This is a genomic window from Pseudomonas sp. Tul2A7 (genome assembly GCF_054790505.1).
Genome location: NZ_CP186499.1, coordinates 870,091 through 893,928 on the forward strand (window position 1 = coordinate 870,091; position 23,838 = coordinate 893,928).

Below are 23,838 nucleotides of genomic sequence, written 5' to 3' on the forward strand. Positions count from 1 at the left end.
GGATCTCACGCCCGGTCGCTGAATTGGCAGCGACAGGCAAAGCCTAGAGAGCGAGCGTCCGACGGACAACCTGAAAACCTCGTGGGAAAGTTCTGGCTATTCGACACATCATTAAACAGCCAAAAGCAAACCCTCACCCTAGCCCTCTCCCAAAGGGAGAGGGGACTGACCGAGGTGTTTGGTGGAAATACGCCGACGTGAAAGACCGAGTCGAATTCAGATCTTGAAAAGCCCAAAAATCGACTCCCTCTCCCTCTCCCTCTCCCTCGGGAGAGGGCTGTGCGGGCGGCGTTGAGGGGCGAATCCACCACAAAACCAAAGCCGAACACTCCGTGCTCTTCACCACTCAACAGGATGAGCGTTAGCTCGGCTGCTGCTTTTGATCTTGATCCACCGGCCCCGTCGGCAGGCTGAGTGGAGGGATTTATCCGGGGGTGGGCGCGCAGCGACCGTTTGGCGCAGCCAAACACATCGAGAGGAGGTGCAGCGAAGCAAACCGGAGGCGATGCGCCCGGATGGATCCCGGAGCGAAGGAACCCCGAGCTTTAGCGAGTGGGCCGAACGTTGGGGCAAGCGTTTTTGGTTACTTTTTAGGCGTTTGTAAAAAGTGACCCGCCGTAAGGGTGGAACCCTAAGCAGCCGTTACCGCAGCAACGGATATGTACCCGATCAGTCAGAACATCATTGCCTGATCCGACGCCTTCGCGAGCAGGCTCACTCCCACATTAAAAAACGCCATCACCCGAAAAATCGCAGGCAACAAAAAACCCGCAGACAATCACTCATCTGCGGGTTTCCTGTTTAAGCAGCAAGAAAGATCAGAAATCTTCCAGCCGCCACACTTCATAAGCCGGCGTCTCGTAGGGATGGCTCAACCTGAGCGCCGCCACCACAGCAACGATCAACTCATCCGCCACCACAAGCTCAACCTTCCATTCCTCAACCCGCTCAACCTGCCCCGCCTCACCAATAAACGGCTGACTCCCGTCCAAAGGTCGAAACTGGCCCAAACCGAGCACCTGCCAAGCACAGTGGTCATAGTCACCGATCCGCCCACCACCCGCAGCGAACACAGCCCCTTTGACCACCTCGACATGACTGTCAGGAACAAAAAACGCCAGCTTGTACACAGGCCTTAGTTCACCCAGACGCGTGCATTACGGAACATACGCATCCAGGGTGCGTCTTCGTTCCAGTCTTCCGAACGCCACGAGTTCTGCACCGCGCGGAACACACGCTCCGGGTGCGGCATCATGATCGTCACACGGCCATCACGGCTGGTGAGACCGGTAATCCCGCGCGGCGAACCGTTCGGGTTGGCCGGATACTTCTCGGTGACCTTGCCATGGTTGTCGACGAAACGCATCGCCACGCAACCCGACAGATCGGCTTCCAGCAGTGCCTCTTCGCTGGAGAACTCGGCGTGACCTTCACCGTGAGCAATGGCGATCGGCATACGCGAACCGGCCATGCCCTGCAGGAAGATCGAGTTCGACTCCTGCACCTGAACCATCGCCACACGGGCTTCGAACTGCTCGGAGCGGTTACGCACGAAGTGCGGCCAGAACTCGCTGCCCGGGATCAGCTCGTGCAGGTTGGACATCATCTGGCAACCGTTGCACACGCCGAGGGTGAAGCTGTCGTTGCGCTCGAAGAAACCCTGGAACGCATCGCGGGCACGGCTGTTGAACAGGGCCGATTTGGCCCAGCCTTCACCGGCGCCGAGCACGTCACCGTAGGAGAAACCACCGCACGCCACCAGACCTTTGAACTCGTTCAGGTCGACACGGCCGGCGAGAATATCGCTCATGTGCACGTCGATCGCGTTGAAACCGGCGCGGTCGAACGCTGCGGCCATTTCCACCTGACCGTTGACGCCCTGCTCACGCAGCACGGCAACCTGTGGGCGGATGCCTTTCTTGATGTAAGGCGCGGCGATGTCCTGGTTGACGTCGTAGCTCAGCTTGACGCTCAGGCCCGGGTTGTCTTCTTCCAGCAGCACGTCGAATTCTTGTTCGGCGCAGTCGGCGTTGTCGCGCAGACGCTGGATCTGGTAGCTGGTTTCAGCCCAGGTACGTTGCAGCAGACGACGCTGGCCTTCGAACACGGTGTCACCGTTGAAGGTGATGTTGATCTGGCCATTGTTGATCGGCTGACCGATCACCGACACGCAGTCGCCCAGACCGGCCGCGCTGAATTGCGCGAGGATGTCTGGCGTGGCGTCCTGACGAACCTGGATCACTGCGCCCAGTTCTTCGTTGAACAGGATCGCAGCGATTTCTGCCGAGGACTCGGCAACGCTGTCGAGGTTCAGGCTCAGACCGCAGTGGCCGGCAAAGGCCATTTCCACCACGGAGGTCAGCAGACCACCATCGGAACGGTCGTGGTAAGCCAGCAGGTGACCATCGGCGTTCAAGCCCTGGATCACCGCGAAGAAGGCTTTCAGGTCTTCAGCGTCATCGACGTCCGGCGCGTGTTTGCCGAGCTTGCCGTGTGTCTGAGCAAGGATCGAAGCACCCATACGGTTCTGCCCGCGACCGAGGTCGATCAGGATCAGGTCGGTGGTGCCCTTGTCCATGCGCAGTTCCGGGGTCAGGGTCTGACGGATGTCAGCCACTGGCGCGAAACCGGTCACGATCAGCGACATCGGCGAGGTCACGGTTTTTTCTTCGCCGTTATCGCTCCAACGGGTGGCCATGGACATCGAGTCCTTGCCCACCGGAATGGTGATGCCCAGCTCAGGGCACAGTTCCATACCGACCGCTTTCACGGTGTCATACAGACGCGCGTCTTCGCCCGGGTGGCCGGCAGCGGACATCCAGTTCGCCGACAGTTTGATGTCGGAGATCTTGTTGATGCGCGACGCGGCAATGTTGGTCAGGGTTTCGCCGATGGCCATACGGCCCGACGCCGGAGCGTCCAGCAATGCCAGCGGAGTACGCTCGCCCATCGCCATCGCTTCACCGGTGTAGACGTCGAAGCTGGTCGCGGTGACGGCAACGTCGGCCACCGGAACCTGCCACGGGCCGACCATTTGGTCACGGGCTACGAGGCCGGTGATGGTGCGGTCGCCGATGGTGATCAGGAAGCTTTTGCTGGCCACGGCCGGGTGATGCAGAACGCGCTCGATGGATTCGCTGATGTCGAGGTTCGACGGATCGAAGTCATCGCCCAGCTCGGCTTCACGAACCACCGAACGGTGCATGCGCGGGGCTTTGCCCAGCAACACTTCCAGCGGCATGTCCACCGGGTTGTTGCCGAAGTGGCTGTCGGTCACGGTCAGCTGCGGTTCGGCAGTGGCTTCACCGACAACGGCAAACGGGCAACGCTCGCGTTCGCAGATCGCCTGGAAGCGCTCGAAGTCTTCCGGGCCGACCGCCAGAACGTAACGTTCCTGGGATTCGTTGGACCAGATTTCGTGCGGGGCCATGCCCGGCTCGTCGTTGGGAATGTTGCGCAGTTCGAAACGGCCACCGCGGTCGCCGTCGTTGACCAGTTCCGGGAAGGCGTTGGACAGACCGCCCGCACCGACGTCGTGGATAAAGCTGATCGGGTTCTTGTCACCCAATTGCCAGCAACGGTCGATGACTTCCTGGCAACGACGCTCCATTTCAGGGTTTTCACGCTGTACGGAAGCGAAGTCGAGATCCGCCGAGCTGGTACCGGTGGCCATCGAGGAAGCGGCGCCGCCGCCCAGACCGATGAGCATCGCCGGGCCGCCGAGCACGATCAGCTTGGAGCCAACGACGATTTCGCCTTTCTTGACGTGCTCTTCGCGGATGTTGCCCATGCCGCCAGCGAGCATGATCGGCTTGTGGTAACCACGAACTTCGTCACCGTGCGGGGTGGTGATCGACTGTTCGAAGGTACGGAAGTAGCCGGTCAGGGCCGGACGACCGAATTCGTTGTTGAACGCGGCGCCGCCGAGCGGGCCTTCGATCATGATGTCCAGCGCGGTGACGATGCGCTCAGGCTTGCCGTACGGCACTTCCCACGGCTGTTCAAAGCCCGGGATTTGCAGGTTCGACACGGTGAAACCGGTCAGGCCAGCCTTTGGCTTGGCGCCGCGACCGGTTGCACCTTCGTCGCGGATCTCGCCACCGGAACCGGTCGATGCGCCCGGGAACGGGGCAATCGCCGTCGGGTGGTTGTGGGTTTCAACCTTCATCAGGATGTGCACCGGCTCCTGCACCGCGCCGTACTGGCGGGTTTCAGGGTTCGGGAAGAAACGGCCGGCGACGTTGCCGACGATCACCGAGGCGTTGTCCTTATAAGCCGACAGAACGCCTTCGCTGTGCATCACGTAGGTGTTCTTGATCATGCCGAACAGGCTTTTTTCCTGGTTCTCGCCATCAATATCCCAACTGGCGTTGAAGATCTTGTGACGGCAGTGCTCGGAGTTGGCCTGGGCGAACATCATCAGTTCGATGTCGTGCGGATTGCGCTTCAAGCCGTTGAAGGCGTCGACCAGATAGTCGATCTCGTCTTCGGCCAGGGCCAGGCCCAGCTCGGTATTGGCTTTTTCCAGCGCAGCGCGACCGCCACCAAGGATGTCGATGGCCGTCAGCGGCTTCGGCTCGGCGTGGCTGAACAGACCGGCGGCCTGCTCGAGGTTGGCCAGCACGATCTGGGTCATGCGGTCATGCAGCACGTCGGCAATCTGCTGGGCTTCGGCTTCGCTGAACTGACCGGCCACGTAGAAGGCGATACCGCGCTCCAGACGCTGGATCTTGCTCAGGCCGCAGTTGCGAGCGATGTCGCTGGCCTTGCTCGACCATGGCGAGATGGTGCCGAAACGCGGCAACACCAGAAACAGACGGCCGGTCGGCTCTTGAACCGGAACACTTGGGCCGTACTTCAGAAGGCGCGCTAGCACCTGCTGTTCGTCGCCGGTCAGGACGCCGGTGACTTCGGCGAAGTGAGCGAATTCAGCATACAGGCCACTGACAGCTGGAACCTTCTGGCTCAGTTGCTCAAGGAGTTTGCTGTGGCGAAAGGCAGAAAGGGCAGGAGCGCCGCGCAGGATCAACATCTTCGGGACAGCCTCGGGAAGGGGTGTGCTTTGAGGCCGTGCATTCTAGCCTAAACCGCCCTCAACATCACCCGAAACGCTACGCACGGTTGCACTCGGGTATCAATCTGTGTTTCCGACTTCAGAGTCAGGTAAATCAGCTGTTCAGAGGCCGCTTATTTTTACTGTAACAAAAAGCCGTAAAGGCCCGTTTCTATGGGGTTTCGCTCGGTTTTGTGATCGCTAGCAGACTCCCTCTGCACTGTCGAGATATGGCGCCCGTGGCCGTTTGCGTATACTGCGCAGATGTTTTTCCCAACGGCTTTGCGTCCGCGGTACGCCAAATGGCTGATCGCAACCGGACTCTTCCTGATGCTCGGTGGCTGTGTTGATAAACCCAACACACTCGAGCGCGTAAAGGAGGATGGTGTGCTGCGGGTGATTACCCGTAACAGCCCCGCCACCTACTTTCAGGATCGCAGCGGTGAAACCGGCTTCGAATACGAGCTGGTGAAGCGCTTCGCCGACGATTTGGGTGTCGAGCTGAAGATCGAGACCGCCGACAACCTCGACGACCTCTTCAACCAGATCGGCAAACCCAACGGCCCGGTGCTGGCCGCCGCCGGTCTGGTCAGCAGCGATCAGCGCAAGCAGCAGGTGCGCTTCTCGCACTCCTACCTTGAAGTCACCCCGCAGATCATCTATCGCAACGGCCAGTCGCGGCCGACCGATCCGGGTGATCTGGTCGGCAAGAAGATCATGGTGCTTAAAGGCAGCACCCACGCTGAACAACTGGCGGAGCTGAAAAAGAAATTCCCCGGCATCGAATACGAAGAGTCCGACGCGGTTGAAGTGGTCGACCTGCTGCGCATGGTCGATGAAGGGCAGATTGACCTGACCTTGGTCGACTCCAACGAAGTGGCGATGAATCAGGTGTACTTCACCAACATTCGTGTGGCCTTCGACCTCGGCGATGCGCGCAGCCAGAGCTGGGCGGTCGGCCCGGGCGAAGACAACAGTCTGCTCAACGAGATCAACGCGTATCTGGACAAGGTGCAGAAAAACGGCACCCTGCAACGCTTGAAGGATCGTTATTACGGCCACGTCGATGTCCTCGGTTACATGGGCGCCACGACCTTCGCCCAGCATTTGCAGCAGCGCCTGCCGAAATACGAACAGCACTTCAAGAACTACGCGAAGAAAGAGAAAGTCGATTGGCGCCTGCTGGCGGCCATTGGTTATCAGGAATCGCTGTGGCAGCCGACGGTTACCTCGAAGACCGGCGTGCGCGGGTTGATGATGCTGACCCAGAACACTGCGCAAGCGATGGGCGTATCCAACCGTCTCGATCCGAAGCAAAGCATCATGGGCGGGGCGAAATACCTGGCTTATATGAAGGATCAGCTCGACGACTCGATCAAGGAACCGGATCGCACCTGGTTTGCCTTGGCGGCGTACAACGTCGGCAGCGGTCATCTGGATGACGCGCGCAAACTGACGGCCAAGGAAGGGTTGAACCCGGACAAATGGCTGGACGTGAAAAAGATTCTGCCGCGTCTGTCGCAGAAGCAGTGGTACAGCAAGACGCGTTATGGCTACGCCCGGGGCGGCGAGCCGGTGCATTTTGTGGCGAACATTCGTCGCTACTACGACATTTTGACCTGGGTGACGCAGCCGCAGCTTGAGGGCGATCAAGTCGCTGAGGGCAATCTGCATGTGCCCGGCATCGACAAGTCAAAGCCCACTCAAGAACCTGCCCCGCTCTAACCAACACCCCAAAAATAAATGTGGGAGCGAGCCTGCTCGCGAAGGCGCCGTGTCAGTCGACATCATCCTTGACTGATACACCGCTTTCGCGAGCAGGCTCGCTCCCACAGTTGTTATGCGTTGATCTTCAACCTTTCAACGCGGCCGCCAGGATCAGCGCCTTCATTTCCGATACCGCAGACTTGAAGCCGACGAACAACGCATGCGCCACCAGCGCATGGCCGATGTTCAGCTCGTTGATCCCCTTGATCGCCGCTACGGCTTCAACGTTGTGATAGTGCAAGCCGTGACCCGCGTTAACGATCAGACCTTGGGCCAGACCAAACGCCACACCGTCCGCCACACGCTTCAATTCTTCAGCCACTTCGGTCGGGGTTTCAGCATCGGCATAACGACCGGTGTGCAGCTCGATGGCTGGCGCACCGACGCGCTTCGATGCAGCGATCTGACGCTCGTCGGCATCAATGAACAGCGACACTTCGCTGCCGATCTTCGACAGACGCTCAACCGCTGCCTTGATGCGCTCCTCCTGCCCCGCTACGTCCAGACCACCTTCAGTGGTCAGCTCCTGACGGGTTTCCGGGACCAGACAAATGTGCGCCGGGCGGATACGCTCGGCGAACGCCATCATTTCTTCGGTGACGCCCATTTCGAAGTTCATGCGGGTTTGCAGCACATCTTTGAGCAGCAGTACGTCGCGCTCCTGAATATGCCGGCGGTCTTCACGCAGGTGCACGGTGATGCCGTCGGCGCCCGCCTCTTCCGCGTCCAGCGCAGCCTTGACCGGATCCGGATAGCGCGTGCCACGGGCCTGACGCAGGGTGGCGACGTGGTCGATGTTCACGCCAAGAAGAATGCGATTGCTGGTGGTCACGGATGCGCGCTCCTGAAGGAAAAGATTCGGCGCACAGCATACGTGAGATCAGGGCTTGCGAAACAGCTCGCGACTGACGAGAGGCCGACCGCCCAAGTGAACAGCCAGTGCCTGACGCATCAAGCGCTTGGCAGCAGAGAGAGCGCCGGGAGCGGTCCAGTCGGCTTCGGCCATGGCCAGCAATTCGACGCCGTTGAACAGGCCGGGTTGCAGTAGAAAGACCCGCTCAAGACCGGCATCCACTTGCAGACGATAGAGACCATCTGCCTCGACGGGCTCGCCGTGGATATCGGTGTTCATCGAGAAGCCATAACCGAGATCGTCCAGCAGTCGCCATTCGAACGAACGTAGCAACGGCTCCAGCGGACGGCCTTCAGCCAGTGCCAGCAAGGTCGCGGCGTAGTGATCGAATACCCCCGGGTGCGGATCTTCAGCGGGCAGCAAACGGATCAGCAACTCATTGAGATAGAGACCGCTGAACAACGCCTCACCATTGAGCCAAGCCGAAGTGCCAGAACTCTCCATGCGCCCGACATTCTTCAACTCACCCTTGCCGCGGAACTCCACTTCCAGCGACACGAACGGCCGCGCCAATGTCCCGGCCTTGCCCCGCGCACTGCGCAACACCGCCCGCAGCCGACCCTGCGGCGTAAGGAAGTCGACCAACGCGCTGGTTTCGCGATAGGCGCGACTGTGCAGGACGTAGGCGGGTTGGGCGGGAGGCGGGTTTTGCGACATTGAGTTCTCGATGAAGAAACGCGGTTTTACACACAACCCAAAAACCAAATGTGGGAGCGAGCCTGCTCGCGAAAGCGGAGTGACAGTCAACATCAAGGCTGAATGTTACGTCCTCTTCGCGAGCAGGCTCGCTCCCACAGTGGGTATCGGTGTTCTCTGGAACGGTGATTACAGGTCGCCGTAACCCAGCGAACGCAATGCACGCTCGTCGTCGGACCAGCCGCCCTTCACCTTGACCCACAGGTTGAGCATGATCTTGGAGTCGAACAGCAGCTCCATGTCCTTGCGCGCTTCGGTGCCGATGCGTTTGATGCGCTCGCCCTTGTCGCCGATGATGATCTTCTTCTGGCCGTCACGTTCAACGAGGATCAAGGCATGGATGTGCAGGGTTTTGCCCTGCTGCTTGAATTCTTCGATCTCGACGGTGATCTGGTACGGCAGCTCGGCGCCCATCTGACGCATGATTTTCTCGCGCACCAGTTCGGCGGCAAGGAAACGGCTGCTGCGGTCGGTGATCTGGTCTTCCGGGAAGAAGTGATCATTTTCCGGCAAGTGGTTGGCAATCACTTTTTCCAGCGCTTCAAGGTTGTGGCCGTGTTGCGCCGAAATCGGAATGATCTGCGCGTTCGGCAGTTGTTCCTGCAACCAGCTGAGGTGCGGCATCAGCTCGGCTTTGTCTTCGATGCGGTCGGTCTTGTTCAGCGCGACGATCAGCGGGCCGGTCACGTACTGCACGCGCTCCAGAACCATCTGGTCCTCGTCGGTCCACTTGGTGCGATCAACCACGAAGATCACCACGTCGACGTCTTTCAACGCCGCCGAAGCGGTTTTGTTCATGTAACGGTTCAGGGCCTTTTCGCCACCCTTGTGCATGCCGGGAGTGTCGACGTAGATCGCCTGCACGTCACCCTCGGTCTTGATTCCAAGCATGTTGTGGCGAGTGGTCTGCGGCTTGCGCGAGGTGATCGCGAGCTTCTGGCCAAGGATGTGGTTGAGCAACGTCGACTTACCGACGTTGGGACGGCCGACGATGGCAACATAGCCACAGCGAGTTGCGTTTGTATCAGTCATTGCCATTCTCCACGCCCAGGGCAATCAGTGCTGCGGCGGCCGCTACCTGTTCGGCAATACGACGGCTCACACCCTGACCTCGGCTTTTTTCATTCAGTAAGACAACTTCGCACTCGACGAAGAAGGTTCGGCAGTGCGGCTCGCCCTGGATATCCACCACTTCATAGCGTGGCAGATCGCAACCGCGCGATTGCAGGTGTTCCTGCAAACGGGTTTTCGGATCCTTGTTGGTGTCGACCAGGGTCAGGCCTTCGAACTCGCCCGCCAGCCAGGCCAGAACGCGTTCGCGCGCCATGTCCATGCCGGCATCGAGATAGATCGCACCGATCAACGCTTCGAGGGCATCGGCCAGAATCGATTCGCGACGGAAACCGCCGCTTTTCAACTCGCCGGAACCCAGTCGCAGGTAATCGCCAAGGTCGAAACCGCGCGCCAGTACGGCCAGCGTCTCACCTTTTACCAAACGTGCGCGCAAACGCGACAACTGGCCTTCGCGGGCCAGCGGGAAGCGATCGAACAGCGCCTCGCCAGCGACGAAGTTGAGGATGGCATCACCGAGGAATTCCAGGCGTTCGTTGTTGCGCCCGGCAAAACTGCGGTGCGTCAGGGCCAGCAGCATCAGCTCCTGATCCTTGAAGGTGTAACCGAGCTGGCGCTCGAGACGGCTTAGAGAAACGCTCACGGTTTACCCACGCTGAGTTCGTGGCTGGATTCCACTGCCATCGCCGGGATGCGGCGCAGGCCTGGGACAATTAACGCTGTGTTCAAAAATTAAATCCTGGCGATTGCGAAGCCGATTGTGCCGGCTCCAGAAATGCATTCGGCGCTGTGGTCAACAGCGCCGTGTGTGATTACTTGATCAGGCCAACCCGCGAAAAATTCGGCAGGTGACTGAGTTTCGGTTCCGGCCAGCTCATCCAGACCGCGAAGGCCTTGCCGACGATATTCTGGTCGGGAACCATGCCCAGCAGATCCTTGGGAATGTTCGGATCATCCCAGTAGCGACTGTCGTTCGAGTTGTCGCGGTTGTCGCCCATCATGAAGTAGTGCCCGGCGGGGACTGTCCACGAGCGGTCCGGCGTGGCGCGGTAGCGGCTCATTTCCTTGCGGATCAGATGCTCGGCGGCGCCCAGTTTCTCTTTGTACAGCTCGGCGCTGCCGAGCGTGCCCGGTTCTGCACCGACCATCTGCTCGGCAATCGATTCGCCATTCACAAACAGGCGTTTGTCAGCGGTATAACGCACCGTGTCGCCCGGCAGGCCGACTACACGTTTGATGTAGTTGACGCTCGGGTCGCTCGGGTAACGGAACACCATTACATCGCCACGCTGGGGGTCACCGACTTCGATGATTTTCTTGTCGATCACCGGCAGGCGGATCCCGTAAGAAAACTTGCTCACCAGAATGAAGTCGCCGACGTCCAGGGTCGGTTTCATCGAGCCAGACGGAATCTGGAACGGCTCCACGAGGAACGAACGCAGCACCAGTACGATGAACAACACCGGGAAGAACGACTTGCCATATTCAACCAGCAGCGGCTCTTTGTTCAGTTTCTCGACGACCACGACATCGGGCTGGCTGACACTGCCTTGATAAGAGGCAATGGCCGCCCGGCGACGCGGCGCCAGGATCAACAGATCAAGCAACGCCAACAGGCCGCAGACGAACACGGCGATGACCAGCAACAGCGGGAAATTTAGTGACATAGGACCTAACTATCCAACCTGAGCACGGCAAGGAAGGCTTCTTGTGGAATTTCCACGTTGCCGACCTGCTTCATGCGTTTCTTACCGGCCTTTTGCTTCTCGAGCAGTTTCTTCTTACGGCTGACGTCACCACCGTAGCATTTGGCCAATACGTTCTTTCTGAGCGCCTTGACGGTTGTCCGGGCAACGATCTGACCACCGATGGCGGCCTGAATGGCTACGTCGAACATCTGACGAGGAATCAGTTCTTTCATCTTCTCGGTCAACTGGCGACCTTTGTAGTGCGAGTTGTCACGGTGCACGATCAATGCGAGGGCATCGACCTTGTCGCCGTTGATCAGCACGTCCAGTTTCACCAGATTAGCCGATTGGTAACGGTCGAAATGGTAATCCAGCGAAGCATAGCCGCGGCTGGTGGATTTGAGACGATCGAAGAAGTCCAGGACCACTTCGTTCATCGGCAGGTCGTAAGTGACTTGCACCTGATTGCCGAGGAACAGCATGTCGACTTGAACGCCGCGCTTCTCGATGCACAGGGTGATGACGTTGCCCAGGTGTTCCTGCGGCACCAGAATGTTGGCGCGCACGATCGGCTCGCGCATGTCTTCGATCGACGACACATCCGGAAGCTTGGATGGGTTGTCGACGTAAATCGTTTCACCGGTTTTCAGCACCAGTTCGAAAATTACCGTTGGCGCGGTGGTGATCAGGTCCAGGTCGTACTCGCGCTCGAGGCGCTCCTGGATGATCTCCATGTGCAGCATGCCGAGGAAGCCGCAACGGAAGCCGAAGCCCAGTGCGTCGGAGCTTTCCGGGGTGTATTGCAGCGACGAGTCGTTGAGGGTCAGCTTCTGCAGCGCTTCGCGGAAATCCTCGAAGTCGTCGGAGCTGACCGGGAACAGACCGGCGTAAACCTGTGGCTGGATGCGTTTGAAGCCTGGCAGCACTTCAACGTCCGGGGTCGAGGCCAGGGTCAGGGTGTCACCGACCGGTGCACCGTGAATGTCCTTGATGCTGGCGATGATGAAGCCCACTTCGCCGGCCTTCAGATCTGAAGTAGCGGTGTGCTTCGGGTTGAACACGCCAACGCTGTCGACCAGATGGATCTTGCCGGTGGACTTGACGAGGATCTTGTCGCCCTTCTTCACGCGGCCATGACGCACGCGCACCAGGGAGACAACGCCCAGATAGTTGTCGAACCAGGAGTCGATGATCAACGCTTGCAGCGGATCTTCGATGTTGCCGGTCGGCGCAGGAATGGTGTGCACCAGACGTTCGAGCACCTCGTCGACACCCAGACCGGTCTTGGCGCTGCAGGTGACGGCGTCGGTGGCGTCGATGCCGATGATCTTCTCGATCTCGTCCTTGACGCGATCGGGATCGGCCTGTGGCAGGTCGATCTTGTTCAGCACCGGCATGACCTCAAGGCCCTGCTCGATCGCGGTGTAGCAGTTGGCCACGGACTGGGCTTCAACGCCTTGACCGGCGTCGACCACCAGCAAGGCACCTTCACACGCGGCCAGGGAACGGCTGACTTCGTAGGTGAAGTCGACGTGGCCCGGGGTGTCAATGAAGTTCAGCTGATACTTGATGCCATCTTTGGCCGTGTAATAAAGGGTGACGCTGTGGGCCTTGATGGTGATCCCGCGTTCACGCTCCAGATCCATGGAGTCCAGTACCTGGGCTTCCATTTCACGCTCGGCCAGGCCGCCGCACATCTGGATGAAGCGATCGGCCAGCGTCGACTTGCCATGGTCAATGTGGGCGATGATGGAGAAATTGCGGATATGACTCAAATCACTCACGGATCAACACTCAAAAAGGCTGCAGGCATAGCCCGCCGAAAAATAGCCGGGAATTGTACCTGATACACGGCGCAAGCGTCACGCTCACCTGTCACCCGGATTGCATGCAAAAACGCCCCGATCTGTCGACCGAGGCGTTTTCAAGGTTTGAAGCACAGGTCAATCGCCTGTCATCAACCGGCTCTTCGCAGCAGCCAGACACCCGCCAGCGCACAGACACCGGCCGGCACCAGCACCGCGAACAGCGGCGAGAAACCGAACACCAGGCTCGACGGGCCGAGCAAATCCTGGACGATACGGAAGGTGAAGCCCACCAGCACGCCGGTGAACACCCGCTGGCCGAGGGTCACCGAGCGCAGCGGGCCGAAGATGAAGGATATGGCCATCAGCACCAGCGCGGCGGTGACCAGCGGTTGCAACACCTTGACCCAAAATGCCAGCCAGTAGCGACCATTGCTCAAGCCCTGCTCGGACAAATAGTGGATATAGCCCCACAGACCGCTGATCGACAGCGATTCCGGGGCCATGACCACGGTGCTGAGCAGTTGCGGGCTCAGGGACACGTCCCAACGCTCGGTAGGCGTATTCACGACTTCAGTGCTGCGCTCATTGAATTTGGTCGTCGCCACATCGGTGAGCTGCCAATGATTGCCATCGAACTCAGCCTTTTTGGCGAAGCTCGAACTGAGCAGATGGCGCTCCTTGTCGAAGTGATAACGAGTCACGCCATACAGCAAGCCGTTCGGTTGCACGGCGTTGATGTGGATGAACTCTTCACCCTGACGGTGCCACATACCGTGCTTGGCGCTTTGCGCGTCGCCGCTGCCCTGCGCCAGCGAGCGGTTGGCCTGGGCCATGCTTTCGGTCGCCGGAGCGACGTATTCGCCAATCAGCACACCGGCCAGCATCAGCACCAGCATTGGCTTCATGACGGCCCAGACGATACGGCCAATGGACACACCAGCAGCACGCATGACAGTCAGTTCGCTGCTGCTGGCCAGACTGCCGAGACCGATGAGGCAGCCGATCAATGCGGCCATTGGCAACATTTCGTAGAGACGGCGCGGCGCGGTCAGCAACACGAAGCTGAGGACATCGACGAGGGTGTAGGTGTCGCTGACGTCGCCCATCTCATCGATGAAGGCAAACAAGGTCGCCAGACCGAGAATGATTGCCAGCACGGCAATAATCGCCATGAATACGCTGCTGCCGATGTAGCGGTCGAGTTTAACCACGGGCCACCTCCAGCGCTGCGGAGCGACGGCTGGCCATCTTCAGGCGTAGCGGCTCCCAATAGAGCAGGCCGAGACCGATGATCAGGAAGATCGCATGCACCCACCACAGGCCGAGGGCCGGCGGGATCTTGCCCTTCTCGAGGGCGCCGCGGGCGGCAATCAGGATGGTCAGGTAAGCCATATAAAGAAGAATCGCCGGCAGCAGCTTGAGGAAACGCCCTTGGCGCGGATTGACTCGCGACAGCGGCACCGCCATCAGGGTCACGATAAATACCAGCAGCGGGAGGGACAAACGCCATTGCAGTTCGGTTTTCGAGCGGATGTCATCGCTGCCCAGCAGGGACGAGGTCGGCATGGCGTCACGGTCGGTGACTTCTTCGCTGACGTCCGGCTTGGGCAACAGCACACCGTAGGTTTCGTAATGAATGGCACGGTAATCGGCCTGACCCGGGCTGCCGTCGTAGCGATAGCCGTTATCGAGGATCAGATAGCGATTGCCGTCGGGACGCACTTCCTGGCGACCGCTTTCGGCCACCAGCACGGAAATCCCGCGATCCTTTTGATCGGCACCGAGGTTTTTCTGCGAAATGAATACGCTGCCCAGATTGACGCGATCATCACTCAGGGTTTCGGTGTAGGTCACCCGAGTACCGTCACGCAGCGCCTGGAAACGCCCCGGCTCGAGGGTATCGAATTCGGTCAGCGCGTCCTGCTTGTTCAGCAGCAACTGGAATTGGTTGGCGCCTTGCGGGGCCAGGCCCAGGCTCAGCCACGCCACCACCAGCGCGACCAGGGTCGCCGGGAACAAGGTCATGCGAAACAGCTTCTGCTGGCTCATGCCGGTGGCCGAAAGCACTGTCATCTCGCTTTCCAGGTACAGCCGACCGTACGCCAGCAGGATCCCGAGGAACAGGCCCAGCGGCAGAATCAGTTGCAGAAAACCCGGCAGACGAAAGCCCATGATCAGGAACAGCGAGCCCGGATCGAGCTGGCCGGCAGCGGCCTGAGCCAGATATTTGATGAAGCGACCGCTCATGATGATGACCAACAGCACGGCACTCACGGCGCTGAGGGTCAACAGGACTTCGCGGGACAGATAACGGAAGACGATCAAACCAGACACTCCAGGGTTGTCAGGCTAAGGCGGCCAAACAAGCAAACACATCGACCGGCCCGCAACGCAGAGCCGTCGAAAAAAGATGCGGCATTATCCTGTGATTGAGGGCGCCTGTCACTGCGCACACTCATCCATCGTTGTAATCCTTTGCAGATCGTACAACCTAGGGGGCGTTCTCAATTAGTTTTCACACCGCGCCGGGTCTGCTGTTGTGCAGGGCAAGGCGCGAGAAGCGTGGTTTGGTCATTCCAAATAAGCTTCGAGCAACGCAGCCCTGCACAACAGCAGGCCCGGCCCTTCGGGTTGTGCCTTAAAGCCGGCCAGTCTGCGTTGCAGGCCTTGGAAAGGGAACAACCATTCCCAGCGGCCTGCGCCTTGCCTGGCTGGCTTTAAGGCGACAACGCGGCGTGGAAACCAATTGAGAACGCCCCCTAGGGTTGTCAGGTGCGGGGAGCGGGGTTCAAACTGCGGCCCTTGTCGCAGGCTTTGGCCTGCGCCTCTTCTATCTATAAGCAGGCGACGGCGGACACCGTCGAACGCCTGCGTGTTGACCATTCATTCAGGGATCCGGACATGGAACTGGTTGTAAAAAGCGTTAGCCCAGAAACGTTGAAAACCGCCACCCTGGTGGTTGCTGTCGGCGAAGGCCGCAAACTCGGTGTCGCCGCCAAACAAGTCGACGAACTGAGCGGTGGCGCGATCAGCGCCGTACTCAAGCGTGGCGATCTGGCTGGTAAAGTCGGTCAAAGCCTGCTGTTGCACAGCCTGCCGAACCTCAAAGCCGAGCGCGTGCTGCTGGTCGGCGTGGGCAAGGATGAAGAACTGGGCGACCGTCCGTTCCGTAAAATCGTGGCTGGCATCCTCAACACCCTGAAGGGCCTGGGCGGCAGCGACGCCGTGCTGGCGCTGGATGAAGTTATTGTCAAAAACCGCGACAGCTACGGCAAAACCCGTCTGCTGGCAGAAACCCTGGTCGATGGCGAATACACCTTCGACCAGTTCAAGAGCCAGAAAGCCGAACCGCGCGCCCTGAAGAAAATCACCCTGCTCACCATCAAGGCAGCGCAAGCTGAAGTGCAGCGCGCGGTGAACCACGCCACTGCAATCGCCAACGGCATGGCGTTCACCCGCGACCTGGGCAACCTGCCGCCGAACATCTGCCACCCGACCTTCCTCGGCGAACAAGCGAAGAATCTGGGCAAAGAGTTCAAGGATCTGAAAGTCGAAGTACTCGACGAGAAGAAGATCAAATCCCTGGGCATGGGCTCGTTCTACGCCGTTGGCCAGGGCAGCGAGCAACCGCCGCGCCTGATCGTCATGCAATACAACGGCGGCAAGAAATCCGAGAAGCCGTACGCACTGGTCGGCAAAGGCATCACCTTCGACACCGGTGGCATCAGCTTGAAACCAGGCGCCGGCATGGACGAAATGAAATACGACATGGGCGGCGCTGCCTCCGTGTTCGGCACTCTGCGTGCCGTACTTGAACTGAAACTGCCGATCAACCTGGTGTGCATCCTCGCCTGCGCCGAGAACATGCCGAGCGGCAATGCAACGCGTCCGGGCGACATCGTCACCACCATGAGCGGCCAGACCGTGGAAATCCTCAACACCGACGCCGAAGGCCGTCTGGTGCTGTGTGACGCGCTGACCTACTCCGAGCGCTTCAAGCCACAAGCGGTGATCGACATCGCCACACTGACCGGCGCTTGCGTCGTTGCTCTGGGCGCGCACACCTCGGGCCTGCTGGGCAACAACGACGAACTGATCGGCCAACTGTTGAGCGCTGGCCAGACTGCCGACGACCGCGCCTGGCAATTGCCGCTGTTCGACGAATACCAGGAGCAACTGGACAGCCCGTTCGCCGACATCGCCAACATTGGCGGGCCGAAAGCCGGCACCATCACGGCCGCATGCTTCCTGTCGCGCTTCACCAAGAACCTCAACTGGGCGCACCTGGACATCGCCGGCACCGCGTGGACCAGCGGCGGCAAGGACAAGGGCGCAACCGGCCGTCCAGTACCTCTGCTGACCCAGTACCTGCTGGATCGCGCCAAAGCCTGAACCCGCTGACGGGCGGCGGCGTCACCCTCGGGCGATGCCGCTTGCCGCTCTGGAACCGCAATGACCAAAGTCGACTTTTATATTTTGCCCAGCGCCGACCCTTCGGCTCGCCTGGACTTTGCCTGCAAGCTCACCGAGAAAGCCTGGCGCATGGGGCACCGCATCTACCTGCATTGCAGCGATGCGGCTCAGCGCGATGATCTCGATGCGCGCCTTTGGACATTCAAGGGCGAAACGTTTGTGCCGCATGGCCCGGCTGACAGCGAACCGGACGGTTTGATTGTGCTGGGATTGGGTGAAGACTGCGGTCAGCATCAGGATTTACTGGTCAATCTCGACCTGAAAGTCCCGGCCTTCGCCAGCAAATTCGCCCGCGTGGCGGAAGTGGTGGTCGAAGATCCGACGATTCGGGCGGCCGCGCGGGAGAGTTTCCGTTTCTACCGCGAACAGGGCTATCCTCTGCAAGATCACCGTTTACAGCGACTCTGAGCATTCCAATGGACACTCCGAAACCGCAGCACAAGCCAACTCACCTGCTGGACGATCTCGAATCGATCCGCCAGTTGCTCGGCGATGACAACCTGCAACCACCTCTGTTGACCGATACGGTCGATGATGGCGAACAGGAACAGATTCCGATGCTGTTCGATTCGGTCGGCAACGAGCCGGCTGCCGTCGAACCGCCTCCCGCGCCAGCTCCGACACCCGCCGCGCAACCCGCCGCGCCTGTGGATAAAGGTCCGGACGCCCTGCTCCACCTGGACAGCGAACTGCGCGCCGCCGCGCAATTGATCATGCAAGACGTGATCGACGACTTCGCGCCGCACATCGAAACCGAAATCAAACGCCGTCTCGACGCGCGCATGGAACGGCTGCTCAGCCAGTACGAATAACGCACCCCGTGTAGGAGCTGCCGCAGGCTGCGATCTTTTGACCTTTGTTTTTTAAAGACAAGATCAAAAGATCGCAGCCTTCGGCAGCTCCTACATTTAGATCTCCATCCGGCCCGCCCCGCTCGCCCTCGGCCCCATGCCCCGCTATACTTCCCGGCTTTTCCTGAATAAATGCCAATAGGGTCCCGCCGCGCATGGATAAGACCTACCAGCCGCACGCCATTGAAACTTCCTGGTACAACACCTGGGAGTCCGAGAACTACTTCGCCCCGCAAGGCGCGGGCGACTCCTACACCATCATGATCCCGCCGCCGAACGTCACCGGCAGCCTGCACATGGGTCACGGTTTCAACAACGCGATCATGGACGCCCTGATCCGTTTCCGCCGCATGCAGGGTCGCAACACCCTGTGGCAACCGGGCACCGACCACGCCGGTATCGCCACGCAGATGCTGGTGGAGCGTCAACTCGAAGCCCAGGGCCAGAATCGCCACGATCTGGGCCGCGAGAAATTCCTCGAGAAAGTCTGGGAGTGGAAGGATCAGTCCGGCGGCAACATCAGCCGTCAGATCCGCCGCCTCGGTTCGTCCGTTGACTGGAGCCGCGAGCGCTTCACCATGGACGATGGCCTCTCGGAAGCGGTTAAAGAAGCGTTCGTGCGCCTGCACGAAGACGGTCTGATCTATCGCGGCAAGCGTCTGGTCAACTGGGACACCAAACTGCACACGGCGATTTCCGACCTCGAAGTGGAAAACCACGACGAGAAAGGCTTCCTGTGGAACCTCAAGTACCCGCTGGCCGACGGCGCGAAAACCGCTGATGGCAACGATTTCCTGATCGTCGCGACCACCCGTCCGGAAACCATGCTCGGCGACTCCGCCGTTGCGGTGAACCCGAACGACGAGCGCTATCAAGCCCTGATCGGCAAATTCGTCGAGCTGCCACTGGTTGGCCGCCGCATTCCGATCATCGCCGACGATTACTGCGATCCTGAATTCGGCACCGGCTGCGTGAAAATCACCCCGGCCCACGATTTCAACGACTACGAAGTCGGCAAGCGCCACAACCTGCCGCTGCTGAACATCTTCGACAAGAACGCCAACGTGCTGCCGGCAGCGCAGGTGTTCAACCTCGACGGCACGCTGAACGACAGCGTCGATGGCGCGATTCCGGCTGAGTACGCCGGTCTTGAGCGTTTCGAAGCGCGCAAGCAAATCGTCGCTGCATTCGATGCCGCTGGCCTGTTGGTCAGCGTCAACGACCACGGCCTGAAAGTGCCGAAAGGTGACCGCTCCGGAACCATCATCGAGCCGTGGCTGACCGACCAGTGGTACGTGTCGACCAAGCCTTTGGCCGAGCCTGCGATTGCTGCCGTTGAAGACGGTCGCATTCAGTTCGTGCCGAAGCAGTACGAAAACATGTACTTCTCGTGGATGCGCGACATCCAGGACTGGTGCATCAGCCGTCAGCTGTGGTGGGGCCACCGGATTCCGGCCTGGTACGACGAGTCGGGCAAGGTCTACGTCGGTCGCGACGAAGCCGAAGTGCGGGCCAAGCACAACCTCGGCCCGGACGTTGCGCTGCAACAGGACAACGACGTACTCGACACCTGGTTCAGTTCTGGCCTGTGGACCTTCTCCACCCTGGGCTGGCCTGAGCAGACTGAATTCCTGAAGAAATTCCACTCCACCGACGTGCTGGTGACGGGCTTCGACATCATTTTCTTCTGGGTTGCCCGGATGATCATGCTGACCATGCACCTGATCAAGAACGAGGACGGCACCCCGCAGGTTCCGTTCAAGACCGTTTATGTGCACGGTCTGGTGCGTGATGGCCAGGGCCAGAAGATGTCCAAGTCCAAGGGCAACGTCCTGGACCCGCTGGACATCATCGACGGCATCGAGCTGGAAGACCTGGTGCAGAAGCGCACCTCCGGCATGATGCAGCCGAAACTGGCGAAGAAGATCGAGAAGCAGACCCGCGACGAGTTCGCCGACGGCATCGCCAGCTATGGCACTGACGCCCTGCGCTTCACCTTCTGCTCGCTGGCCTCGACCGGTCGTGACATCAAGTTCGACATGGGCCGCGTTGAAGGCTATCGCAACTTCTGCAACAAGATCTGGAACGCCGCGCGTTACGTTCTGGACAAGGGCGAAGACTGCGGTCAGAACGGCGAAGCCTACGAGCTGTCGCTGGCGGATCGCTGGATCATCTCGCAGCTGCAACGCACCGAAGCCGAAGTGACCCGTCAACTCGATCAGTTCCGTTTCGACCTGGCGGCGCAAGCGCTGTACGAGTTCATCTGGAACCAGTACTGCGACTGGTACCTGGAACTGTCCAAGCCAGTGCTGTGGGACGAGAACGCGCCGGTTGAGCGTCAGCGCGGCACTCGCCGTACGCTGGTTCGCGTACTGGAAGTGGCGCTGCGTCTGGCGCATCCGTTCATGCCGTTCATCACTGAAGAAATCTGGCAGCGCATTGCGCCGCTGGCCGGCATTCAGGGCAAGACGATCATGCTGCAAGCGTGGCCAGTGGCCAACGAAGAGCGCATTGATCCGGCTGCCGAAGACGACATCGAATGGCTCAAGGAACTGATGCTCGGCACGCGCAACATCCGTGGCGAAATGAACATCGGCCCGGGCAAGCCATTGCCGATCTACCTGAAGAACGTCAGCGCTGAAGACCAGCGCCGTCTGACCGAGAACGAAGCGCTGCTGAAGAAGCTGGCACGTCTGGAATCGATCACTGTTCTGCAGGCTGGCGAAGAAGCACCACTGTCCGCCACCGCACTGGTTGGCGAGATGGAAGTGCTGGTGCCGATGGCCGGCCTGATCGACAAGGGCGCTGAACTGGCACGTCTGGACAAGGAAATCCTGCGCCTGCAGGGCGAAGTCCAGCGGGTTGGCGGCAAACTGTCCAACGCCGGTTTCGTCGACAAGGCCCCGGCCGAAGTCATCGAGAAGGAACGTGCCAAACTGGCCGAGGCTGAACAAGCCCTGGGCAAACTGGCCGAACAGCACGCGCGGATTGCCAGCCTGTAACGGCAAATCGCAATGAAAAGGGAGGCCACAATGGCCTCCCTTTTTTATGACAGGTGTATTACTCCGGACATGATTCGCCATCCGGTAGCATGAGCCCGACAATGACGAATGACAGTGGTGAGGTACCGATAACAGAGTTATCTCGTGTTACGACATAGCTCACAAGCAGCGACCCGTTCCCCTGGGCATGGCCAAGGATTGGTTTGATCAATGTTTCGTAAGGTCCAACGTTGAATTGTAGTTTTTTCGTGCTCTGTTTTACGGGTTGGGTGAAAGTGGCTTTCGTCCCTGCAATGGGCCCCGTGCCGTTGACAGCTGAACAGGCTTGAGATGTCAGGGCAACTATGTCGCCCACCATCACTTCCGGAGGAATTTTGATATCAACGAGAATGCCTTTAACGGGACTCGGATCACTTCCACAATTGATAATTCCTGACGGGTTGGCACTTGGAAAGGTCGCTTCACTAAGTTGAATCATCTCAATCACTCCCTGAAGAATCTCCGGCTGGAGAAGACGCTGCCAGTAAAGCCGCATTCCACAAGTGCGCCTACTGTCATATATGACAGGTATCCAAGACTGATTTGGAATCGGTAGTTGCGATCGTTATACCTTTTCCACTCGTTTACTCGGGCACCGTTGAGATGTGGGACAATACCCGCCACTTTCAGCCATACCCGAATCGATCACGCCCATGAACGCCCCCCGCACCCCCAAACCTGCGCGCAAGAAGCCTGACTCCGCGACCCCGGCCAAGACCGTCGAGCCGCGTGCAAAGGCCAGCCTGCACCCGCGCAATCGCCATCAGGGTCGTTACGACTTCCCGGCGCTGATCAAAACCACGCCGGAACTGGCGAAGTTCGTGATCACCAACCCGTACGGCAAGGAAAGCATCGACTTCGCCAGCCCCGATGCGGTGCGCGTGTTCAACCGGGCGCTGCTCAAGTCGTTTTATGGCATCCAGCATTGGGACATCCCGGCGGACTACCTCTGCCCACCAGTGCCTGGCCGTGCCGATTACGTGCACTTCCTCGCGGATCTGCTTGCGAGCATGAACGACGGCAAGGTCCCGCGCGGCGCGATCGTCAACGTGCTGGACATCGGCATGGGCGCCAACTGCGTGTATCCGCTGATCGGCAACAGCGAATACCGCTGGCACTTCCTTGGTTCGGAGATTGACCCGACGGCCGTGGCTGCCGCCCGTGCCATCGTCCAGTCCAACGATCTGAACAAGGTTATCCAGCTGCGCCAGCAGGAAAACCGCAAGCACATCCTGATCGGCTTGCTGGAACCGGGTGAGCGCTTTGACCTGACCATGTGCAATCCGCCGTTCCACGCTTCGATGGATGAAGCGACCAAGGGCAGCGAGCGCAAATGGCGTGCGCTGGGCAAGGCTGACCCGAAACGCAAACTGCCGGTGCTGAACTTCGGCGGACAGTCGGCCGAGCTGTGGTGTGAAGGTGGCGAAGCACGTTTCGTGACGCAACTGATCGCCGAGAGCGCGAACTTCCAGCATAAGGTGCTGTGGTTCAGCACGCTGGTGTCGAAAGCTTCGAACTTGCCGGCCATCGAAACCGCGCTGAAAAAGGCCGGCGTGCTGGAAAGCCAGGTCGTCGAGATGTCCCAAGGTCAGAAGCAAAGCCGTTTCGTCGCCTGGACGTTCCAGACCAAGTCCGAGCAGCAGATCTGGCGCCGCGAGCGCTGGGTACGCTAAGACACCGAAGATCCCCTGTGGGAGCGAGCCTGCTCGCGAAGGCGGCGTGTCAGTTAGCTTCAATATCGACTGATCCACCACATTCGCGAGCAGGCTCGCTCCCACATTGGCCCTGCGATTCAGCCACCAAATCGCAGACACAAAAAAACCGTGCCCGGATCACTCCGGAGCACGGTTTTTTATTGCCGCGTCTTACTTGTTCACAGCGTCGGTCAGGCCTTTGGCCACAACCAGCTTGATCACTTTCTTCGCAGGGATTTCGATGGCAGCGCCAGTCGAAGGGTTACGGCCAGTGCGGGCAGGACGCTCGGTCACTTTCAGCTTGCCGATACCTGGCAAGGTGATTTCGCCGCCGTTTTCCAGCTGATCGGCAACGATTTGGCCCAGTTGGTCCAGAGCGTTACGCGCGGTGGTTTTCGGCGCGTCGATAGCTTCAGCGATGTCGGCGATCAGTTGGTCTTTAGTAAGAGCCATGTAGTGTTCCTTCCCTATCAAATTCATATGGATTGCAGAGTGCAGTGTCAGCCATCGAGCCCGATCTTCTGGATCTGGCACCCTCGGCGATAACCACGACGAGTCGGGTTATAGATGCCGAAATCAGGGTTTGGTTCGACCTGACAAATGCTGATTGCACGCTTAACGCAGTGACTTCGCGTAAGACCGGGCAAAACTAGCACAGAGACGGGGAAATATCCGCCTCTAGCTACCCATTTGGTCAGCTTTATTGCTCTAAATCGGTAAAAAACTGCATAAGGCCGGTCGTGCGCCCCGGTTTCGCCCTACAACCCGCGCCAAAACCAGTGG

The 23,838-nt window shown here is 59.5% G+C and carries 18 protein-coding genes; 6 read left to right on the plus strand and 12 right to left on the minus strand.

Annotated elements, in window-relative coordinates:
• Positions 1-818: 818 nt before the first annotated feature.
• Both ACOYXJ_RS04130 and purL read right to left on the minus strand, forming a co-directional pair.
• Positions 819-1,130, minus strand: a complete 312-nt coding sequence (locus ACOYXJ_RS04130) for an NGG1p interacting factor NIF3 (protein WP_460368041.1) — start codon at positions 1,128-1,130, stop codon at positions 819-821.
• 5 nt (positions 1,131-1,135) lie between these two features.
• Complete coding sequence (gene purL / locus ACOYXJ_RS04135) at positions 1,136-5,032, minus strand: phosphoribosylformylglycinamidine synthase (protein WP_460368043.1); 3,897 nt, start codon at positions 5,030-5,032, stop codon at positions 1,136-1,138.
• Between the two features lie 285 nt (positions 5,033-5,317).
• On the opposite strand from purL, the gene mltF reads away from it, so the two are divergent.
• A complete protein-coding gene (mltF, locus tag ACOYXJ_RS04140; RefSeq protein ID WP_102900605.1) occupies positions 5,318-6,778 on the plus strand; it encodes a membrane-bound lytic murein transglycosylase MltF in 1,461 nt (486 codons plus the stop codon).
• Positions 6,779-6,905: 127 nt separating this feature from the next.
• On the opposite strand, the gene pdxJ is transcribed toward mltF, so the two are convergent.
• The 8 genes from pdxJ to lptF all read right to left on the minus strand — a co-directional run bounded on the left by pdxJ (position 6,906) and on the right by lptF (position 15,321).
• Complete coding sequence (pdxJ, locus tag ACOYXJ_RS04145) at positions 6,906-7,652, minus strand: pyridoxine 5'-phosphate synthase (RefSeq protein ID WP_047292711.1); 747 nt, start codon at positions 7,650-7,652, stop codon at positions 6,906-6,908.
• Between the two features lie 48 nt (positions 7,653-7,700).
• On the minus strand, positions 7,701-8,390 hold the full coding sequence (gene recO, locus ACOYXJ_RS04150; protein WP_460368046.1) for a DNA repair protein RecO: 690 nt from the start codon (positions 8,388-8,390) through the stop codon (positions 7,701-7,703).
• A 168-nt stretch (positions 8,391-8,558) separates the two neighbouring features.
• Entirely contained in the window at positions 8,559-9,461 is a 903-nt protein-coding gene (era, locus tag ACOYXJ_RS04155; RefSeq protein WP_042557789.1) for a GTPase Era, read from the minus strand.
• On the minus strand, positions 9,454-10,143 hold the full coding sequence (gene rnc, locus ACOYXJ_RS04160; RefSeq protein ID WP_016986099.1) for a ribonuclease III: 690 nt from the start codon (positions 10,141-10,143) through the stop codon (positions 9,454-9,456). The genes era and rnc overlap by 8 nt, the downstream gene beginning before the upstream one ends.
• A 169-nt stretch (positions 10,144-10,312) precedes the next feature.
• Complete coding sequence (gene lepB / locus ACOYXJ_RS04165; RefSeq protein ID WP_095119368.1) at positions 10,313-11,167, minus strand: signal peptidase I; 855 nt, start codon at positions 11,165-11,167, stop codon at positions 10,313-10,315.
• A gap of 5 nt (positions 11,168-11,172) precedes the next feature.
• Positions 11,173-12,972 (minus strand): translation elongation factor 4, encoded by a 1,800-nt coding sequence (gene lepA / locus ACOYXJ_RS04170; protein WP_460368049.1) that lies wholly within the window; start codon positions 12,970-12,972, stop codon positions 11,173-11,175.
• Positions 12,973-13,145: 173 nt separating this feature from the next.
• A complete protein-coding gene (gene lptG, locus ACOYXJ_RS04175; RefSeq protein WP_102900609.1) occupies positions 13,146-14,207 on the minus strand; it encodes an LPS export ABC transporter permease LptG in 1,062 nt (353 codons plus the stop codon).
• Positions 14,200-15,321, minus strand: a complete 1,122-nt coding sequence (gene lptF / locus ACOYXJ_RS04180; RefSeq protein ID WP_064393278.1) for an LPS export ABC transporter permease LptF — start codon at positions 15,319-15,321, stop codon at positions 14,200-14,202. Before lptF ends, lptG begins: the two co-directional genes overlap by 8 nt.
• 576 nt (positions 15,322-15,897) lie before the next feature.
• Here lptF and ACOYXJ_RS04185 point away from each other — a divergent pair.
• From ACOYXJ_RS04185 to ACOYXJ_RS04200, 4 genes are all read left to right on the plus strand, one after another.
• Entirely contained in the window at positions 15,898-17,388 is a 1,491-nt protein-coding gene (locus tag ACOYXJ_RS04185) for a leucyl aminopeptidase (protein WP_150729526.1), read from the plus strand.
• A 60-nt stretch (positions 17,389-17,448) separates the two neighbouring features.
• Entirely contained in the window at positions 17,449-17,877 is a 429-nt protein-coding gene (locus ACOYXJ_RS04190) for a DNA polymerase III subunit chi (RefSeq protein WP_460368052.1), read from the plus strand.
• Positions 17,878-17,885: 8 nt separating this feature from the next.
• Positions 17,886-18,281 carry a DNA polymerase III subunit chi gene (locus tag ACOYXJ_RS04195; protein WP_150792426.1) on the plus strand — a complete coding sequence of 132 codons (396 nt, stop codon included), beginning with the start codon at positions 17,886-17,888 and terminating at the stop codon, positions 18,279-18,281.
• Between the two features lie 194 nt (positions 18,282-18,475).
• A complete protein-coding gene (locus ACOYXJ_RS04200) occupies positions 18,476-21,322 on the plus strand; it encodes a valine--tRNA ligase (RefSeq protein ID WP_460368055.1) in 2,847 nt (948 codons plus the stop codon).
• A gap of 58 nt (positions 21,323-21,380) precedes the next feature.
• Here the strand turns inward: ACOYXJ_RS04200 and ACOYXJ_RS04205 are convergent, their stop codons facing one another.
• On the minus strand, positions 21,381-21,800 hold the full coding sequence (locus ACOYXJ_RS04205) for a hypothetical protein (protein WP_460368057.1): 420 nt from the start codon (positions 21,798-21,800) through the stop codon (positions 21,381-21,383).
• Positions 21,801-22,014: 214 nt separating this feature from the next.
• Between ACOYXJ_RS04205 and rlmF the strand changes: the two genes are divergently transcribed.
• Positions 22,015-23,034, plus strand: coding sequence for a 23S rRNA (adenine(1618)-N(6))-methyltransferase RlmF (gene rlmF / locus ACOYXJ_RS04210; protein WP_460368059.1), 1,020 nt, complete (start codon positions 22,015-22,017; stop codon positions 23,032-23,034).
• Positions 23,035-23,226: 192 nt separating this feature from the next.
• Here rlmF and ACOYXJ_RS04215 read toward each other — a convergent pair whose 3' ends face one another.
• Positions 23,227-23,508: an HU family DNA-binding protein gene (locus ACOYXJ_RS04215; protein ID WP_003221909.1), complete on the minus strand. Its 282-nt coding sequence runs from the start codon at positions 23,506-23,508 to the stop codon at positions 23,227-23,229.
• Between the last annotated feature and the right edge of the window lie 330 nt (positions 23,509-23,838).

Excerpts from the sequence above, each read along its gene's own strand:
- purL (WP_460368043.1), bottom strand. The coding sequence starts at position 5,032 with ATGTTGATCCTGCGCGGCGCTCCTGCCCTTTCTGCCTTTCGCCACAGC.
- mltF (WP_102900605.1), top strand. The coding sequence starts at position 5,318 with ATGTTTTTCCCAACGGCTTTGCGTCCGCGGTACGCCAAATGGCTGATC.
- recO (WP_460368046.1), bottom strand. The coding sequence starts at position 8,390 with ATGTCGCAAAACCCGCCTCCCGCCCAACCCGCCTACGTCCTGCACAGT.
- era (WP_042557789.1), bottom strand. The coding sequence starts at position 9,461 with ATGACTGATACAAACGCAACTCGCTGTGGCTATGTTGCCATCGTCGGC.
- lepB (WP_095119368.1), bottom strand. The coding sequence starts at position 11,167 with ATGTCACTAAATTTCCCGCTGTTGCTGGTCATCGCCGTGTTCGTCTGC.
- ACOYXJ_RS04185 (WP_150729526.1), top strand. The coding sequence starts at position 15,898 with ATGGAACTGGTTGTAAAAAGCGTTAGCCCAGAAACGTTGAAAACCGCC.
- ACOYXJ_RS04190 (WP_460368052.1), top strand. The coding sequence starts at position 17,449 with ATGACCAAAGTCGACTTTTATATTTTGCCCAGCGCCGACCCTTCGGCT.
- ACOYXJ_RS04195 (WP_150792426.1), top strand. The coding sequence starts at position 17,886 with ATGGACACTCCGAAACCGCAGCACAAGCCAACTCACCTGCTGGACGAT.
- ACOYXJ_RS04200 (WP_460368055.1), top strand. The coding sequence starts at position 18,476 with ATGGATAAGACCTACCAGCCGCACGCCATTGAAACTTCCTGGTACAAC.
- ACOYXJ_RS04205 (WP_460368057.1), bottom strand. The coding sequence starts at position 21,800 with ATGATTCAACTTAGTGAAGCGACCTTTCCAAGTGCCAACCCGTCAGGA.
- rlmF (WP_460368059.1), top strand. The coding sequence starts at position 22,015 with ATGAACGCCCCCCGCACCCCCAAACCTGCGCGCAAGAAGCCTGACTCC.
- ACOYXJ_RS04215 (WP_003221909.1), bottom strand. The coding sequence starts at position 23,508 with ATGGCTCTTACTAAAGACCAACTGATCGCCGACATCGCTGAAGCTATC.